Genomic DNA, 15,734 nt, shown 5'->3' on the forward strand with positions numbered 1-15,734 from the left:
TCACGCGAGGTCTCCATTGACGGGCCGCAGCAGTGCCACGGCCATCTCGACGAGTTCTTCGGGGGACGGGCCGACGTCCAGGACGCCGCCGCGCTCGTCCGCCGCCAGGGGTTCCAGGGCGGCGTACTGCGAGTCGAGCAGCGAGGACGGCATGAAGTGGCCGGCGCGGTGGCTGAGCCGGTCCTCGACCAGCTCGTGACCACCGCTGAGGTGCAGGAAGAAGGCGCCCGGGCAGGCCGCGCGCAGGGTGTCGCGATAGCGGTGCTTCAGCGCCGAGCAGGTCACCACGCCGCCGGTGCCGGCCTCGGTCCGCTCCTTGAGCCAGGCGCCGATGGCGCGCAGCCAGGGGGCGCGGTCCTGGTCGTCCAGCGGGATGCCGGCCGACATCTTGGCGATGTTGGCCGCGGGGTGGAAGTCGTCCGCCTCGGCGAAGGGGAGGGCGAGGCGGTCCGCCAGCAGGCGGGCCAGGGTGGTCTTGCCGACGCCCGAGACGCCCATCACCACCACGGTGAGAGGGGTCTTCGGAAGGTCGTGGTTCTCGACGCTGAGACCCATGGGGTGGTGCTCCTTCGTTGCCTGGCCGCCACTATCGCCTCAAAGATATGACGTATTCAAGTGACAGAAACCAAATCGTCATACTTTTGCGGTGTGGTCTGGATCGCAGGGCGCCTTGGGCGCGCAGAGGGCGAGGTGAGCGCGCGTAGGGCGGCGTGAAAGCGCCCGGGGCGGGCGTCTACGCTGGGCGGATGGAGATCCAGGGGCTGCCCGGGCGGCTGCTTGACGAGCTCGGGCCGGCGATCGCGTCGGGGGAGATCCCCGAGGGAGCGGTGCTGCGCGGCGAGGAGCTGGAGGGCCGGTTCGGGGTGTCCCGGACGGTGGTCCGCGAGGCCGTGCGGGTCCTGGAGGGGATGCGGATGGTCGCCTCCCGGCGCCGGGTCGGGATCACCGTGCAGCCGAAGTCGCTCTGGGACGTCTTCGACCCGATGGTGATCCGCTGGCGCCTGGCCGGCTCCGACCGCTCCGCCCAGCTGCGCTCGCTCGGCTCGCTGCGGATGGCCGTCGAACCGGCCGCGGCCGCGCTCGCCGCCACCCACGCGAGCGACGACGACCGGCGCGAACTCAGTGCACTGGCCGTGGATCTGACGGTCACCGCACGGGCCGCCGACCTGACCGCCTTCCTCGGGCACGACATCGCCTTCCACTCCCTGGTGCTGCGCGCCTCCGGCAACGAGATGTTCGCCCACCTCGGGGACACCGTCGCGGCTGTGCTCACCGGCCGGACCGAGTACCATCTGATGCCCCATCAGCCGGAGCCGTACGCGATCCGGCTGCACCGCGAGGTCGCGGAGGCGATCTGCGCCCAGGACGCCGCCCACGCCGAGCGGGCGATGCGGACGATCGTCACCGGCGCGCTGGAGGAGCTCAACCTCCAGCTGGACTGAGCCGGGGCCGCGGGGCGGCGGGGCCGCCGGGATGACACGATTTGGCGGCAGTTCGGCGGTTTCGGACGCATAGTCCTGGTTCGGCGGGGCAGAGTGTGCCGAGGGGGCGCGTTTCGTGTGCGCCCGTTCCGCATCCGTACCCGTCACCGAACACCGAACGCGCGCCACGCGCCTGGGGGTCGCTCGATGTCCGTGCCACGCCGCCGCCGTCGCCGTCGCCTGCCCGACGAGGTGCGCGCCGCCGCAGTCCGGGCGGTGCTCTGCCTCTCCTTCACCCTGGTGGGCGTCGTGGTGGCCACGCTGGCCTCGTACGCGGGCAGTTGGCTGCTGACGCCGGCGCTGCTGGCGATGGGGCTCGGGGTGTTCGGCACCATGTGGTGCCTGCTGGAGATCCTGATCTCCCGCCAGATCGCGGCCCAGCGGATGCGGGCACCGGGCTCCGCGTACCCGATGGCGGGCAGCCGGCCGCCGTCCGGACTGCCGGCCCCGCGGCCGGTCCCCCGGGGCGACTCCTCCTCGGTCTACCGGCAGCCGTACGAGTCGCCGCAGCCGTACGGGCCCGGGCAGCAGCGACCGCAGCAGGCGCCGTACCAACAGCCGCACCAACAGCAGCACCAACAGCAGCCGTACCAACCGCCGCGCCAGTCACCGCAACAGCCGCCGCGCCAGGCCAGGGTGCGGACCAACCACCCGTAGCGCCGGGCGAACCGGTCAGCGCCGGACCGGCAGCGCCCGGTAATGGGTGGTGAGCCGGCGGTCCCCGTCCAGGACGTGGAAGGCCAGCATCGGCGGGTGGTCGAAGGAGATGCCGCGACCGCCCTCGCAGGGCAGCGTGACGGTGGAGACCACGCCGGGCGCGATCAGCAGCGGCAGGCCGGCGAAGGTGGTCGCCGCGGGGGTGTGCGAGTGGCCGCAGACCAGGGCGGCCACCCGGGGGTGTCGGCGCAGCACCCGCGCCAGCCGCACCTCGCCGAACTGGCGGATCGGGTCGACGTTCGGCAGGTGCAGCTCCACCGGCGGGTGATGGAAGGCCACCAGGGCGGGCAACTCACTGCGACCGGCACCGAGTTCGGCGTCCAGCCAGTCCAGTGTGCGCTCGTCCAGCAGGCCGTCGTCCCGACCGGGCACGGAGGAGTCGAGCATCAGCACGTCGGCGCCCGGCAGCCGGTGCAGCCGGTTGACCGGCTCCTCCCCCGGCGCCTCGCCCAGCAGCACCTCCCGGTACGGCGAGCGGCGGTCGTGGTTGCCGGGGCAGGTGAGCACCGGGTGCCGGGAGGCGAGCACCTCGACGACCTCCCGGTACTCCTCCGGGAGGCCGTGGTCGGCGAGGTCGCCGGTGACCAGCACCGCGTCCAGCGGACCGGGCAGGGCGTCGAGGTACGCCATCACCTGCTCGGCCCGCCGCCTGGCGCGCTTGCCGCCGTCCCGGCCGTGGACCTGGCCGAGGTGGATGTCACTGAGGTGCGCGATCGTCAGCATGCCCGTCACGCTAGTCAGTTCACCGCCGTACGGGAACCGCTCGCCCCTGCCCGGGAGCCTCCGGCCCCCGCACGGCAACCGCCCGCCCGTAGGGGATCCGTCACGGCTGGGCGGGAACCTCCGCGGGGCGCTTGAACATCCGGGTGGCGGTGATCTCGCCGTGGATGGCCGGGCCGTCCGGGTCCGGTGCGGCCGGCAGGCCCGGGCGCAGGTGCTCCTCCACCGAGATGTACTTGAGGCCGGCGCGCAGGTCGGCGTCGTTGCGCAGGCGGATCACCAGCGGGAACTCGGCGAGCGCAGTGGTGTCGAACAGGCCGGTGGTGTAGATGAGCTGGACGCCGAGCGCGTCCGCCACGGCCCGCTGGAGCTCCAGCAGGTAGGTGGCGTTGGCGCGGCCGATCGGGTTGTCCAGGAACAGCGTGCCGGCGTGCCGCAGCTGGGACTGGCCGCGGTCGTTGGCGCGCAGCGCGGCCATGGTGCAGTAGAGCGCGATGGCCGCGGTGAGCAGCTGGCCGCCGGAGAAGACGTCGGACATCTGGCCGACGCCGACCCGCTCGGCGCGCAGCACCGCGTCGGGCTTGAGGATCTCGACGCTGACACCCTTGGGCCCGATCGCCGCGGCGACCCCGCGCAGCAGCAGGGACATGCCGTCGCGGCGCAGGTCGCTGTTCTTCTTGACGGCGGCCCGGGTGGCCTCGTCGATGACCTCGCCCAGGCGCTCGACCAGGGTGGCGTGGTCCGGGTCCTCGAAGCGGATCCGGAGGAACTCCTGGCCGGACCACTCCCCCAGGCCCTCGGGCAGCCGGGACAGCCGCTGGGCGGCGCGCAGGGTGGTGAGCGAGGACTCGACCAGGCCGCGCAGCCGGTCCACGATCGAGCCGCGGTTCTTCTCCAGCTGGGCGAGCTCGTCGGTGAGCACCCGCAGCCGGGGCGCGAAGGCGGCGGCCCAGGCGGCGGCGTGCTCGGGCAGCGCGGAGGCGGGCAGTTCGCGGATCTGTTGGCGGGCGGGGGTGCGGACGGCCTCGTAGCGGGCCGCGTTGGCGTGCCGGACCAGGGCGTCGGAGGCGTCGCGGACGGCGAGTTCGGAGGAGGACAGCTCGCCGGCGGCGGTGCGCAGGGAGCGGCGGGCCTCGGTGGCGCCGTTGCGGGCCTCGGCCAGCGAGCCCAGGTACGGCTCGACCGGGTCGTCCGGGTCCTCCTGGTGGTCGCGCAGGCCGTCGCGCAGCTGGCCGGCCAGCTCGTCGAAGTCGGCGGCGGCGGACTGGGCGGTGTCGAAGGTGCGCTGGAGGTCGGCGTGGGCGGTGCGGGCGGCCTCCAGGGCCTCGCGGCGCTCGGCGAGGCGGCTGGTGGCGGTGCGCAGCAGGGCCTGGGCGTGCTCCGGGTCGGTGGGGACGAGGTCCTCGGGCAGCTCGGTGTGCGCCTCGCCGTCGGCGGGGGCGGAGCGCTCGGCCTCGCCGCGCAGGCGGCCGAGCTGCTCGCTGGCGGTGGCGGAGCGGGCCTCGATGGTCGCGACCAGTTCCTCGGCGCGGGCGGCGGCGGCCTGGCGGGCCGGGCCGTCGGCGCCGTCGGGGCTGCCGAGGAGTTCCTCGGCGCGGGTGCGCACCTTGTTGGTGAGGCGGTCGAGTTCGGCCGCGGCGGCGGCCTCGTCGCCCTCGGCGCGGGCCTGTTCGGCGCGCAGGTCGGCGCCGACGCCGACCTTCTCGTACAGCTGGGAGGCGGCGCGGTAGGCCTCGCGCAGGGCGGGAAGCGCGACGGGGGTGGTCTCGGCGGGCTCGTCGGCCTGCTCGGCGGCGGGGATCTCGGCGCGTTCGGCGCGCAGCGCGCGGGCCGTGCGGCGGGCGTCGTCGGCGGCGCGCTGGGCGGCGCGGCGGTCCTCGTCGCAGGTGCGGGCGCGTTCGGCGCACAGCGCCTGGCGGCGGTCGCACTCGGTGGCGTCCTCGGTGAGTTCGCGCTGGCGGCGGGCCCAGTTGCCGCGCTCGCGCAGCCGGAACGCGAGGCCGGAGAGGGCGTCGGCGCGGCGGCGGGCGCGCTGGGCGGCCTCGCGGTGCTCCTCGTGGGCGGAGGCGGCCGCGGCGTGGTCGGTCTCGGCCTCGTCGTGGTCGGCGCGCAGGGTGGCCAGGGCGGCGGCGGCCTGCTCGGCGTGCTCGCGGGCGGCCTCGGCGGCGGCGGCGAGTTCGGCGAGGGTGCCGGGCGGGCAGCTGGCGTGCCAGGAGGCGAGGCGGGCGGCGAGGGCTCGGTCGGCGCCGAGGCGGCCGGCCAGTTCGCGGATGTGCTCCTCGCGGGCGCTCGCCCGGGCGCGCAGTTCGCGGCGCTCGCCGTCGGCGGCGGACTCGTCGTGCATGGCCGGGTTCGGCGGCACCAGGAAGAACGCGGGCTGGTCGGTGATCGGGGCGATCAGCGAGGCGGCTGCGCCGACGGCCACGGTGGAGCGCGGCAGCAGGGCGGCGGCCTGCAGGGCCTCGCGGGCGCGCTCCAGCGAGGACGGGTCGGTGACGACGACGCCGTCGACCAGTTCCGGGCGGGCGGCGAGGATCGCCTCGTGGTCGGCCGGGTCGACGGACTGGGCGAGGTAGCGCCAGCCGGGTAGGGCCGGGATGCCGTGCTCGGCGAGGTACTCGACGGTGGCGAGCACGTCCGGGCCGGGCGGCAGCAGGCCGCCGTCGCCGAGGGCGGCGAGGATGCGGGAGTCGTCGGCGGCGGCCGTACGGAGGTCGAACAGGGTGCGTTCGGCGGTGGCGATGGACTCGTCGAGCAGTTCGCGCAGGTACTCGGCGTTGCGGTCGAGCAGGGCGGGGGTGAGGAAGCCGGCGTCCTCCTCGGCGCCCTCCTGGTAGGGGGTGAGGGAGAGCAGGTCGGCGAGGCGCTGCTCGGTGGCGAGCAGGGCGGCGGTGCGCTGCTCGGCGGCGAGGGCGCGGGCGGCGTCCTTGCGGGCGTCGCCCGCCCGCTCGGCGGCGAGTTCGGCGCGCGAGGTGGCGGCCGCGGCCTCGCGCAGCCGGGCGGCGGCGGCCTCGGCGGCGGCGCGGGCCTGGGCGAGTCCGGCGGCGGCGGCCTTCTCGACGTCGGCGGCGTGCAGTGCGGCGCGGGCCGGGTCCACGTCGCCGTCGGCGTCGATGAAGCCGGCCGAGACGGCGGCCTCGGTCTCCTGCTCGACCTCGGCGAGGCGCTGGCGCAGGTGCTCGGCCTCGCTGCGGGCCTTCTGGGCCGCGGTGGCGGCCTCGGTGGCGTCGGACTGCGCCTTGCCGCCCTCCTCCTGGAGTTCGCCGGCGCGTTCCTCCTCGGTGTCGGCGCGGGACTCGGCGGCCGCGGCGGCGGCCTCCAGGGCGCGGGCCAGGGCGGTGGCGGCGCGGGCCCGGGCGGCGAGCGCGGGGGCGGCGTCCAGCTCGGCCTCGCGGATGGCGGCGGCGACCCGGGCGACCCGGTCGGCGGCGGCGCGCTGGCGCAGCACCGCCTCGGCCGCCTGCCAGGCGGAGTGCAGGGTGCGGGCGTCGATGAGTTCGCGGCGCAGCGCGGCGGCCTCGGCGGTGGCCGCGGTGAGGCTCAACGTGGCGTGCCGGTGGGTGAGTTCGTCGGTGATCAGGCTGTGCCGGGTGCGGTCGGCCTCGGCCGCGGTGACGGCGCTCGCGGCGGCGGCGACCTCGATGGCGAGGTCCTGGGCGCGGTCGCGTTCGGCGGTGGCGCGGGAGGCGAGGGCGTGGGCGAGGCGGCGGGTGCGGCGCTCGGCGGTGCGGTGGGCCTCGCGGACGGTCTCGCGGGCGGTGGTGGCCTCGACGATGCGCTCCAGCAGGTCCAACGACCCTGCGGTGAAGTCGCGTTCGGCGGTGAGTTCGGCGCGGCGGCCGAGCTTGGCGGCGAAGCCGTGCACGAGGTCGGCGAGGCCGTCGGTGTCCCGGGTGTCGGTGACGGCGCGCAGCAGGAGGTCGGTGAAGTCGCTGTCGTGCTTGACCGCGAAGAGGCCGGCCGCCTCGCCCTCGTCGGCGTTCATCTCGCGCTGGTAGCGGAAGAGTTCGGGGTCGAGGCCGAGTTCGCCGAGGTGTTCGGTCCAGCGGTCGTGGCCGTCCTCGAAGACCAGGTCGAGGTGGGGGTGGGCCTTGCCGGCCTCGGTGAGGGCGTCGCGGAAGCCCTTCATGGTGCGGCGGCGGCCGCGGGCCTTCTGGTCGCCGGCCAGGCTGACCCGTTCGGCGACCGGCAGCGAGTCGAGGGTGAGGCCGGGGCCGGGGCGGAAGGAGTACCAGGTCTCGGCGAACTTGCGCGGGTCGGAGGAGACCTGGCGGCCGCGCCACTCGCTGACCTTGCCGACCACGATCAGCTCGCCGGTGACGGTGTGCTGCCACTCCAGGGCGACGTGGCCGCAGTCGTCGGCGAGCAGGAACTTGCGCAGCACTCCGGAGCTGGCGCCGCCGAGGGTGTTGCGGTGGCCGGGGAGCATGACCGAGAAGATCAGCTTGAGCAGGACGGACTTGCCGCCGCCGTTCTCCAGGAAGAGCACGCCGGCCGGGGCGGGGCGGCGGACCGGGCCGTCGGTGTCCTCGCCGAACAGGCCGATCTGCTGCGGGGCGGGGTCGGCGACCGGCTCTCCGACGCCGCGCAGGTCGAGCACCGTGTCGGCGTAGCGGGCGCCGGCCGGTCCGATCGAGTAGAGGCGGACCCGGTTGAGCTCGTACATGGGCGGCGGTTCTCCGTGGCTTGCGTGGCGTGAGGGATGGGCGGCGGGCCGGATCGGGGCGGGTGGGCCGCGGCCGGCGCGGTGGGCTCGGAGCGGGTGGACTCGGAGCGCCGGGGCTCAGAGCGAGTGGAACGGCAGCCCCGCGTCGGCGACCAGTTCGTCGCCGGTGTCCGGCGGCAGCAGGCTGGCGGTGCCGTCGGAGACCGGGACGATGCCGAGGTCGAGCAGTTCGGCCATGGCCGCGCTGCCCGCCAGGTCGCGCACCTGGAGCTGGTAGCGGGCGGTGGTGCGGTAGGTGCCGCCGGAGTCGTCGGACACCTTCTGGAGGAAGCCGGAGTCGACCAGGAACAGCACGGCCTTGGCGACGATCCCGATGGTGGAGCCGGAGAGCCGGCGGGCGTCCTTGGTGGCGCCGGTGGCGGTGCGCCGGGCCCACACCCGCCAGGCGGCCTCCAGGCCGGGGGCGTCGGAGGCCGGGTCGGTGTTGGCGCCCTCGGCGTCGGCCTGTTCCTCGAGGCGGCGGCAGGCCTGGCGGACGAAGGAGTCGACGCCGTTGACGGTGATCCGGCCGAGGTAGCCGTCGTCGGCGAGGTCCTCGGGGCGGGGGAAGGCCATCGCGGCGACGGCCAGGTGGGCGAGGCCGTGCAGGAAGCGGTCGGTGGACTCGGAGGCGGCGCGGCGCGAGTAGTCGCCCAGCCGGACGGCGAACAGCGAGTCCTCGGCGGCGGCCACGGCCATGCCGGCCCGCGGGGAGACCTCCAGGACGACCAGGCCCATGCCGGTGGCGATGGCGTCGGCGAGCCGGGCGAACGGCGGGTCCTCGCGGTGGCGGCGGACCAGTTCGGCGTACTCGGCGTCCCGGGCGGGCAGCAGCTTGGCCTGGAGGCCGAAGGAGACCAGCCGGGCGGCGTCCGCGACGTCGGCCGGGGTGATCGGCGCGGGGGCCGCGGGTTCGCTCTCGGCCGCCCAGGACGTGTCGTGGTGGGTCGTCACGGGCGGTGCTCCTCGGGGGTGGCGCGGTGGTTACGGTTCGTCAAGGTCGGTTCCGGCGAGGGTCGGTTGCGGCGGGGTCGTCGCGGCGGGATCGCTTCCGGCGGGGCCGGTTCCGGCGGGGTGCGGCCCGGCCGGTCAGCCGGCGTCCTTGCGGTCGGCGGCCATGCCGGCCGCGTCGAGCAGGGCGCTGCCGACGATCAGGTCGGCGCCGCCGAACTCCGGGTCGCGCAGCGGGGTGCCGTCGTCCACGGCGAACAGCAGCCGCTCCTCGCCCTGGCGGTAGGCGGTGCCGACCGGCGGGCTGGCCGCGTGCACGGCGAGCAGGGCGACCAGGTAGGGCAGGTCCGGGTCCTGCTTGCGGGCGTCGGCGAGCAGGCCGGAGAGCCGGCGGGGGGCGTCCGGGGGCAGGTCGAGCAGGACCATCGCGGACTCCAGCTGGGCCTCGGAGAACCGGCTGTCGTCCGGGGTGGCGACCAGGTCGGGGTCGGGCAGCTCGGCGCCGAGGTGCTCGCGCTCGACCGGCGGGGTGAGCAGCAGGTCGACCAGGTCGGCGACCCGGACCGAGACCGGGGTGCGCAGGCCGGCGCCGCGGGCGAAGAAGGCGCCGGTGGGGCGGACGGCCTGCTCTATCGGCAGCCGCAGCACGGGGGCGAGCAGCTGCCCGTAGAGGTCGATGCCGCTGCGGGCGCCGGGGGTGGCGAAGGCCTGCCGGTCCTGCTCGGCGCGGAACAGCGGGCCGGCCTCCAGCAGGCGGGTCTGGAGCTGGGTGTGGCGGCGGATGCAGTCCTTGACGATGTCGACCAGCTCGGCGGCGCGGCGCTTGTGCTCCGGGTCCTCGGCCTCGTCGCGGGCCTTGCGGATGTTGGTGAGAATCGCGTTCTCGTGCCGGTAGCGGTCCGCGATGTGGTCCAGCGCCTCCTCGATGAGGTCGGGGATGGCGCGCATCCAGTCGACCGCGCGGACGTTGCGGCGGGTGGCGTCCAGGGCCCGGCGCAGCGTCTCGGCGTACTGGACGGTGCGGTAGCGGGCCTGCTCGGCGGCGAGCTGGGCGTCGGCCAGGCGGCCGCGGCGGATCAGCACCTCCAGCTTGACCTCCGCGGCGATCTGGGCCGAGGTGACGTCGGTGTCGAGCGCGCCGACCAGGACGTTGACCGCCTCGTCGGTGGTGCGCAGGTAGACGCCGCCGTCGGGACCGGGGACCTCCTCGATCAGCTTGAAGTCGTAGTCGCGGCGGATGTACTCGCCGTCCGCGCCGAAGGTGCCGTAGACGGCGCGGAAGCCGCGGTCCACGCTGCCGACGTTGATCATCGACTCCAGCACCCAGCGGGCGACCCGCTCGTGCTCGGTGGCGGGGCGGTCCACGGCCTGGGCGGCGACCCTGGGCAGCAGCCGGGCGAGCACTATCTCGCGGTCGGCCCCGGTGTCGAAGTCCATGTTCAGGGTGACCAGGTCGATCGCGGCGAGGCCGACCTCGGCCATCGCGTAGCCGCCGTACTCGCCGGCCAGGTTGACCTTGCGGTTGTCCAGGTCGTGCAGCGGGGCGGTGCAGGCCAGCGCCTTGAGCCGGCGGGCCAGGCCCTCGTCGGCGGCGGGGCCCGGCGCGGGGCGCGCGGCGGCGGCCGGGCCGGCGGGCGGGCGGAGGCCGGGCTCGATGGGCGGGTCTGCGATGGCGGTCACGGGGGACAAGATTAGAGGTTCGCACCGACATCGACCGAAACGGACCTTGCGGGCGGGCGGAGCAGCAGGTGGGCGGCGGTGCGGGTGACCGATTCGGAACGTCGTTCCGACGGAATTCCGCCATTCCCGAACTCGTATTCGAGAAAACCGTGAGGGCGGCGCGTTGGTTCGGTGATGATCGACCTATGATCACCCGACTGGCCAAAGCGAGCCTCGCCGCCGCGCTGTCCGTGACCACCCTCGCCACCGGCGCCGTCCTCGCCACCGGCGCGACCGCAACCGCCGCCCCGGCCGACGCCCCGTCGGCCTCCGCCCAGCACGTGACCGTGTCACAGGGCGGGAACTACCCCGGCGGCTTCTTCACCACCGGCAACATGTCGGTGAGCTGGACCACGTCCGGCACCGCGGACCTGACCGGGCCGACGCACATCACCCTCGACCTGCCGCCGGGTGTCACCACCGACGGAGCGATGTTCTTCCCCACGCCGCCGGACTACACCTTCACCACGGCCCTCTCCCCCGACCACCGCCACCTGGAGGCCGTGTTCACCGCCACCCGGGCGCCCGGCAGCTACAACTTCATGAAGCTCAACCTGGCCACCACGCCCGGCGTGCCGATCGCCGGCGCGATCACCGCGACGGTCGCCAACCCGAACGACACCGACCCGACCGGACACATCTCCGGCTACGACCTCGTCAGCAAGAGCTACCTGCCGGCGACCGTCCAGGCCGCTCCGGCCGTCACCGGCCTCGACACCGCCACCGGCCCGGCCGCGGGCGGCACCGCGGTGACCGTCAGCGGCAGCAACCTGGCCAACGGCATGGTGCTGGTCGGCGGCCTCCCGGCGCCCGGCCGCTGCACCGACACCGCCTGCACGGTGACCACGCCCGCGGGCTCGGGCAGCGCCCCGGTCAGCGTGGTCACGCCCGGCGGCACGGCCGCGGCGCCCGCCGCCTTCGACTACACCGGCACCCCGCCGACCCCGGCCGCGCCGGTGATCAGCAGCCTGTCCCCCGCCTCCGGCCCGGCCGCCGGGGGCACCCGGGTGGTCGTGTCCGGCAGCGACCTGGCGTACGGGACGGTGGCCTTCGGCGGGGTTCCCGCCACCCACGTCTCCTGCGGCGCGTCCGCCTGCACGGCCACGGCTCCGGCGGGCGCCCAGCCAGGGCCGGTGGGCATCACCGTCACCACGGCCGGCGGGACCAGCGCGCCGGCGGCGTACACCTACACGGCGTAGCGGCCGTCCGCACGCCGCGCGCTGCGTGCCACCCCCACCGGTGCCCGGGTTCCCCAGAACCCGGGCACCCGAGCGGTGCGTTCCGGACCGCCGGCCCCTTCAAAAGGCAAGTTGAACACGTTCAAAAGATGGGTCTAGAGTCGGTTCCGCGCAGGCGGCACAAGGCTCCGTCTGCACTTCGGCATGCTCGGCATGGAGGTGTGCGAGATGGACGACGACCCGGCGGTCATCCTTCGCAAGGTCCGGCGGTGGCTCTGGTCCTTCCTGGTCTGCCTGGTGCTCAGCGGTCTCACCGCGTTCCCCCTGGAGACCGAGACCCGCTGGCTGGTCGACTTCGCCTCCGGCCCGGCCGCCCCGCCGGGCGACCGCGTCCCCGCCGCCACGGCCTGGCTGGAGCGGGTCCACACCGGCCTCGCCGAGACCAACGAGCACTACCCCTTCCTCGCCTACGGCACCGACTGGCCGGCCTTCGCCCACCTGGTGATCGCCGCCGCCTTCTGGGGCCCGCTCAGGGACCCGGTCCGCAACATCTGGGTGATCCGCTGGGCCGTGCTCGCCTGCGGAGCCGTCATCCCGCTGGCGCTGGTCTGCGGTCCGCTGCGCGGGATTCCGGTGGCATGGCGATTCATCGACATGTCGTTCGGAGTCTTCGGCGTCATACCGCTGCTGATCGTGCTGCGTGCGCTGCGTCCGCTGGAGCGCGCGTCCCGGGAACCGGCGCCCGCGCGCTGACGCGAGCCGGGCCCCGGCCGCGCACCACCCCCCGCGGCGCCGCCCGGGGGCGTGCACTCCCGGGCACGCGCCGCGGCGCCCGCGGGGCTCCGGGTCACCGGCAACGGCCTTCATCCGCAGGCCCTACCATCTGGCTCAACAGCTGCTGGGAGGCGGACGGGCGTGGCCGATGCGGTGATCGATCTCAATGCGGACCTCGGCGAGGGGTTCGGACGCTGGACCCTGACCGACGACGAGGCCCTGCTGTCCGTGGTGACCAGCGCCAACGTCGCCTGCGGGTTCCACGCCGGGGACCCGTCGACGATGCGGCGGGTCTGCGCGCTCGCGGCCGAGCGCGGCGTCCGGATCGGAGCCCAGGTCTCCTACCGCGACCTGGCCGGCTTCGGCCGCCGCGCCATGGACGTGCCCCCGGAGGAGCTCGCCGACGAGATCGCGTACCAGATCGGCGCCCTCCAGGTGTTCGCCCGCGCGGCCGGCTCCAAGGTCTCCTACGTCAAACCGCACGGCGCCCTCTACAACCGGGTGGTCGGCGACTCCGAGCAGGCCGAGGCCGTGGTAGCCGGCGTGCTGCGGGCGGGCGCGGTCTGCGACGGACCGCTGCCCGTACTGGGCCTGCCGGACTCGCTGCTGCTGGAGGTGGCCGAGGGCGTCGGCCTACCGGTGGTCGCCGAGGCCTTCGCCGACCGCGCGTACACCCGCACCGGCGCCCTCGTACCGCGCCGTGAGCCGGACGCGGTGGTGCACGACCCCGAGTCGGTCATCACCCGCGCCGTCGGCATCGCCCGGGACGGCATGGTGGAGGCCTCCGGCGGCGAGCGGATCCCCGTCGAGGCCCGCTCGCTCTGCGTCCACGGCGACACCCCCGGGGCCGCCCAGCTCGCCTGGCGGATCCGCGGCGCCCTGGCCTCCGCCGGGGTCCGGGTGGAGGCCTTCACGTGACGGTCCGGGCGGTGCACCGGGTCGGCGAGCGGGCCCTGCTGGTCGAACTGCCCGGGGCCGCCGAGGTGGCGGCGCTGTACGGCTGGCTGAGCGAGCGCCGGGAGGCGGGGGCGCTCGGCACGGTCGAGGAGCTGGTGCCGGCCGCGCGCACCCTGCTGCTGGACGGCGTCGCGGACGTCGACGCGGTGGCGGCGCTGCTGCGCAGCGCCCGTCCGACGGCGGCCGGGGCGGTGCCCGGGCCGCTGGTGGAGGTCCCGACCGTGTACGACGGCGCCGACCTGGCCGAGGTCGCCGCGCTGTGGGGGGTGTCCGAGGAGGCCGCCGTCCGGATCCACACCGGACCCGAGTACGTCGTCGCTTTCTGCGGCTTCGCCCCGGGTTTCGGGTACCTCACCGGTCTCCCCGCGCGGTACGAGGTGCCGCGCCGGGCCACCCCGCGCAGCTCCGTCCCGGCCGGCTCCGTCGCCCTGGCCGGCCCGTACACCGGCGTCTACCCGCATCCCTCCCCCGGCGGCTGGCAGCTGATCGGCCGCACGGCGCTCACCCTCTGGGACGCCGACCGGGATCCGCCGGCCCCGCTGGCCCCGGGCACCAGGGTCCGCTTCACGGTGGAACGGGTGTAGGGCGTGTCCGACCGTTCCCGCCGGGCGTGCGACGCCACTGGTCGGAGAGGCCCTGAGGGGAGCCGGAGTTGAACGAGCTGGTGGTGGAACGGCCCGGGCCGCTGACCACGGTCCAGGACCTCGGGCGGCGCGGGGTCGCCCACCTCGGGGTGCCGAGGGCCGGGGCGCTGGACGAACCGGCGCTGCGGGCGGCCAACCGACTGGTGGGCAACGACGCCGGGGCGGCCGGGCTGGAGAGCACGCTCGGCGGGGTCGCGCTGCGGGCCGTCGGGACGGTGCTGGTCGCCGTCACCGGCGCGCCCTCGCCCGTACGGGTGGACGGGCGGCCGGCCGCCTGGGGCGCGCCGGTCGTGGTGCCGGCCGGGTCCGTGCTGGAGGTGGGGGCGGCGACGGCCGGGGTGCGCGGCTACCTGGCGGTGGCGGGCGGGATCGCCGTGCCGCCGGTGCTCGGCAGCCGCTCGGCGGACCTGCTCTCCGGGCTCGGGCCGGCCCCGCTCGCCGCCGGGGACCGGCTGCCGGTCGGCGCCCCGCCGCCGTACCGGGCCCGGCCCGAGCTGGTGCCGCTGCCCGCTCCCCCGGCCGAGCTGGTGCTGCGGCTGCGGCTCGGACCGCGCACGGACTGGTTCACCCCGGAGGCGCTGGCCCGCCTCGGCCGCGACCGGTACCTGGTCTCGCCGACCGGCAACCGGATCGGGCTGCGCACCGTGGGCCCGCCGGTCGCCCGCGCCCGGTACGGTGAACTGCCCAGCGAGGGCATGGTGTTGGGCGCGGTGCAGATCCCGCCGGACGGGCAGCCGGTGGTGTTCCTGGCCGACCACCCGACCACCGGCGGCTACCCGGTGGTCGGCGTCGTGCCGACCGGCGACCTCGCGGCCGCCGCACAGGCCCGGCCGGGGACGCCGGTGCGCTTCGTGCCCCTGCGGGAGCGCTGAGCGGGAACGCCGAACGACGCGAAGGCTCCGCGCTCAGCGCCCCGACAACACCTCGGCGACGACCCGTCGGCCCGGGTCCAGTCGCGCCGCGCCCTCCTCGACCGCCCAGACCGCGTTCTGCAGCACCCGTGCGAGCGTCCAGGCCGCCGCCACCCCTCGGTCCAGCTCCAGCACCTCCGTGAGCAGGTCGAAGCGCCGCCGCAGCGCCCGGGCCGGGTCCCCGGTGGCCACCAGGTCCGCCCATCGGTTGCGCAGCGCCGGGAGCAGCTCGAAGCCCGGGTGGCCGGCCAGCGGCTTGGGGTCGATGGCCAGCCAGGGCGCCCGGCCGCTGCCCGGGAGCGGGGCCAGCACATTGCCGTAGTGCAGGTCCCAGTGCAGCAGCCGGTCGCCGGGGTCGGCGCGGACCTCGCACAGGGCGGCCGCGCAGTCGGCGAGCAGGCGCCGCTCCGCCGGGTCGGCGAGGGCGGCGACGGCCGCCGGGGCGCGGTCCAGCAGGTCACTCGCCGTACCCGCCAAGGTCCTTAGCCCGGACGGAGCCCGATGCTGCGTCAGCTCCCTGAGCAGTCCGGCGATCACGGCCAGCGCCGCGAGATCGTCGGGCAGAGCGAGCAGCGAGCGCGCCGGGTCCAGCCGCTCCAACAACAGGGAGCCGGTGGCCGGTTCGTGGTCGAGCAGCCGGACGGCGCCGCGGCCGTCCCAGGTCCGCAGCGCGAGCGGTTCACCCACCGTCTCCTCGTCGACGGGCTGGAGCTTGAGCACGGCCGGCGACCCGTCGACGCGAAGGACCGGCAGCACCAGCCCGACCACGCCGTGCGCGACCGGCCCGTCCGGGCGCAGCTCCCAGCGGTCGAGCAACTCCTCGGCCAGAGCAGGCAGTCGGGCCACCCAGGCACGTCCCTCGACGCCGAGGAACTCCTCCAGGGACGCGGCCAGCGCGGGCGGCACCTCGACGGGCATCGGGGCGGGCTCCTCTCGGACGGGTTACCCCAGCCTACGGCGGGCGGGCGGCGGGCCGC

13 protein-coding genes are annotated in these 15,734 nt (G+C 75.7%); 7 read left to right on the forward strand and 6 right to left on the reverse strand.

Annotated features, from left to right (window positions below; all coding sequences use genetic code 11):
- Entirely contained in the window at window positions 1–555 is a 555-nt protein-coding gene (locus ACWDBE_RS32945; protein ID WP_449792060.1) for a gluconokinase, read from the reverse strand.
- A gap of 191 nt (window positions 556–746) precedes the next feature.
- Between ACWDBE_RS32945 and ACWDBE_RS32950 the strand changes: the two genes are divergently transcribed.
- On the forward strand, window positions 747–1,442 hold the full coding sequence (locus ACWDBE_RS32950) for a FadR/GntR family transcriptional regulator (protein ID WP_449792061.1): 696 nt from the start codon (window positions 747–749) through the stop codon (window positions 1,440–1,442).
- A gap of 186 nt (window positions 1,443–1,628) precedes the next feature.
- A complete protein-coding gene (locus ACWDBE_RS32955) occupies window positions 1,629–2,138 on the forward strand; it encodes a hypothetical protein (RefSeq protein ID WP_449809733.1) in 510 nt (169 codons plus the stop codon).
- A 15-nt stretch (window positions 2,139–2,153) separates the two neighbouring features.
- Here ACWDBE_RS32955 and ACWDBE_RS32960 read toward each other — a convergent pair whose 3' ends face one another.
- The 4 genes from ACWDBE_RS32960 to ACWDBE_RS32975 all read right to left on the reverse strand — a co-directional run bounded on the left by ACWDBE_RS32960 (window position 2,154) and on the right by ACWDBE_RS32975 (window position 10,245).
- The gene (locus ACWDBE_RS32960; protein ID WP_449792063.1) at window positions 2,154–2,921 is read right to left on the reverse strand and encodes a metallophosphoesterase; all 768 of its coding nucleotides are present in this window, start codon (window positions 2,919–2,921) and stop codon (window positions 2,154–2,156) included.
- Between the two features lie 100 nt (window positions 2,922–3,021).
- Window positions 3,022–7,584: a hypothetical protein gene (locus tag ACWDBE_RS32965; protein ID WP_449792064.1), complete on the reverse strand. Its 4,563-nt coding sequence runs from the start codon at window positions 7,582–7,584 to the stop codon at window positions 3,022–3,024.
- 117 nt (window positions 7,585–7,701) lie between these two features.
- Window positions 7,702–8,577, reverse strand: a complete 876-nt coding sequence (locus ACWDBE_RS32970; protein WP_402415911.1) for a hypothetical protein — start codon at window positions 8,575–8,577, stop codon at window positions 7,702–7,704.
- A 135-nt stretch (window positions 8,578–8,712) separates the two neighbouring features.
- Window positions 8,713–10,245, reverse strand: a complete 1,533-nt coding sequence (locus tag ACWDBE_RS32975; RefSeq protein WP_449792103.1) for a hypothetical protein — start codon at window positions 10,243–10,245, stop codon at window positions 8,713–8,715.
- 194 nt (window positions 10,246–10,439) lie between these two features.
- Here ACWDBE_RS32975 and ACWDBE_RS32980 point away from each other — a divergent pair, with 194 nt between their 5' ends.
- From ACWDBE_RS32980 to ACWDBE_RS33000, 5 genes are all read left to right on the forward strand, one after another.
- Window positions 10,440–11,492 carry an IPT/TIG domain-containing protein gene (locus ACWDBE_RS32980; RefSeq protein WP_449809734.1) on the forward strand — a complete coding sequence of 351 codons (1,053 nt, stop codon included), beginning with the start codon at window positions 10,440–10,442 and terminating at the stop codon, window positions 11,490–11,492.
- 207 nt (window positions 11,493–11,699) lie between these two features.
- Window positions 11,700–12,224 (forward strand): hypothetical protein, encoded by a 525-nt coding sequence (locus tag ACWDBE_RS32985; RefSeq protein WP_449809735.1) that lies wholly within the window; start codon window positions 11,700–11,702, stop codon window positions 12,222–12,224.
- A gap of 174 nt (window positions 12,225–12,398) precedes the next feature.
- Entirely contained in the window at window positions 12,399–13,163 is a 765-nt protein-coding gene (locus ACWDBE_RS32990) for a LamB/YcsF family protein (RefSeq protein ID WP_392883963.1), read from the forward strand.
- Window positions 13,160–13,786: a 5-oxoprolinase subunit PxpB gene (pxpB, locus tag ACWDBE_RS32995; RefSeq protein WP_449809736.1), complete on the forward strand. Its 627-nt coding sequence runs from the start codon at window positions 13,160–13,162 to the stop codon at window positions 13,784–13,786. Before ACWDBE_RS32990 ends, pxpB begins: the two co-directional genes overlap by 4 nt.
- 68 nt (window positions 13,787–13,854) lie before the next feature.
- A complete protein-coding gene (locus ACWDBE_RS33000) occupies window positions 13,855–14,718 on the forward strand; it encodes a 5-oxoprolinase subunit C family protein (protein ID WP_449809737.1) in 864 nt (287 codons plus the stop codon).
- Between the two features lie 33 nt (window positions 14,719–14,751).
- Here ACWDBE_RS33000 and ACWDBE_RS33005 read toward each other — a convergent pair whose 3' ends face one another.
- Window positions 14,752–15,675, reverse strand: coding sequence for an aminoglycoside phosphotransferase family protein (locus ACWDBE_RS33005; protein ID WP_449809738.1), 924 nt, complete (start codon window positions 15,673–15,675; stop codon window positions 14,752–14,754).
- Window positions 15,676–15,734: the final 59 nt, after the last annotated feature.

Source organism: Kitasatospora sp. NPDC001132 (assembly GCF_053598415.1).

Bases quoted from the DNA above. Each gene is read 5' to 3' on its own strand.
- ACWDBE_RS32950 (WP_449792061.1), top strand. From the start codon at position 747: ATGGAGATCCAGGGGCTGCCCGGGCGGCTGCTTGACGAGCTCGGGCCG.
- ACWDBE_RS32980 (WP_449809734.1), top strand. From the start codon at position 10,440: ATGATCACCCGACTGGCCAAAGCGAGCCTCGCCGCCGCGCTGTCCGTG.
- ACWDBE_RS32955 (WP_449809733.1), top strand. From the start codon at position 1,629: ATGTCCGTGCCACGCCGCCGCCGTCGCCGTCGCCTGCCCGACGAGGTG.
- ACWDBE_RS32960 (WP_449792063.1), bottom strand. From the start codon at position 2,921: ATGCTGACGATCGCGCACCTCAGTGACATCCACCTCGGCCAGGTCCAC.
- ACWDBE_RS32965 (WP_449792064.1), bottom strand. From the start codon at position 7,584: ATGTACGAGCTCAACCGGGTCCGCCTCTACTCGATCGGACCGGCCGGC.
- ACWDBE_RS32945 (WP_449792060.1), bottom strand. From the start codon at position 555: ATGGGTCTCAGCGTCGAGAACCACGACCTTCCGAAGACCCCTCTCACC.
- ACWDBE_RS32985 (WP_449809735.1), top strand. From the start codon at position 11,700: ATGGACGACGACCCGGCGGTCATCCTTCGCAAGGTCCGGCGGTGGCTC.
- ACWDBE_RS33005 (WP_449809738.1), bottom strand. From the start codon at position 15,675: ATGCCCGTCGAGGTGCCGCCCGCGCTGGCCGCGTCCCTGGAGGAGTTC.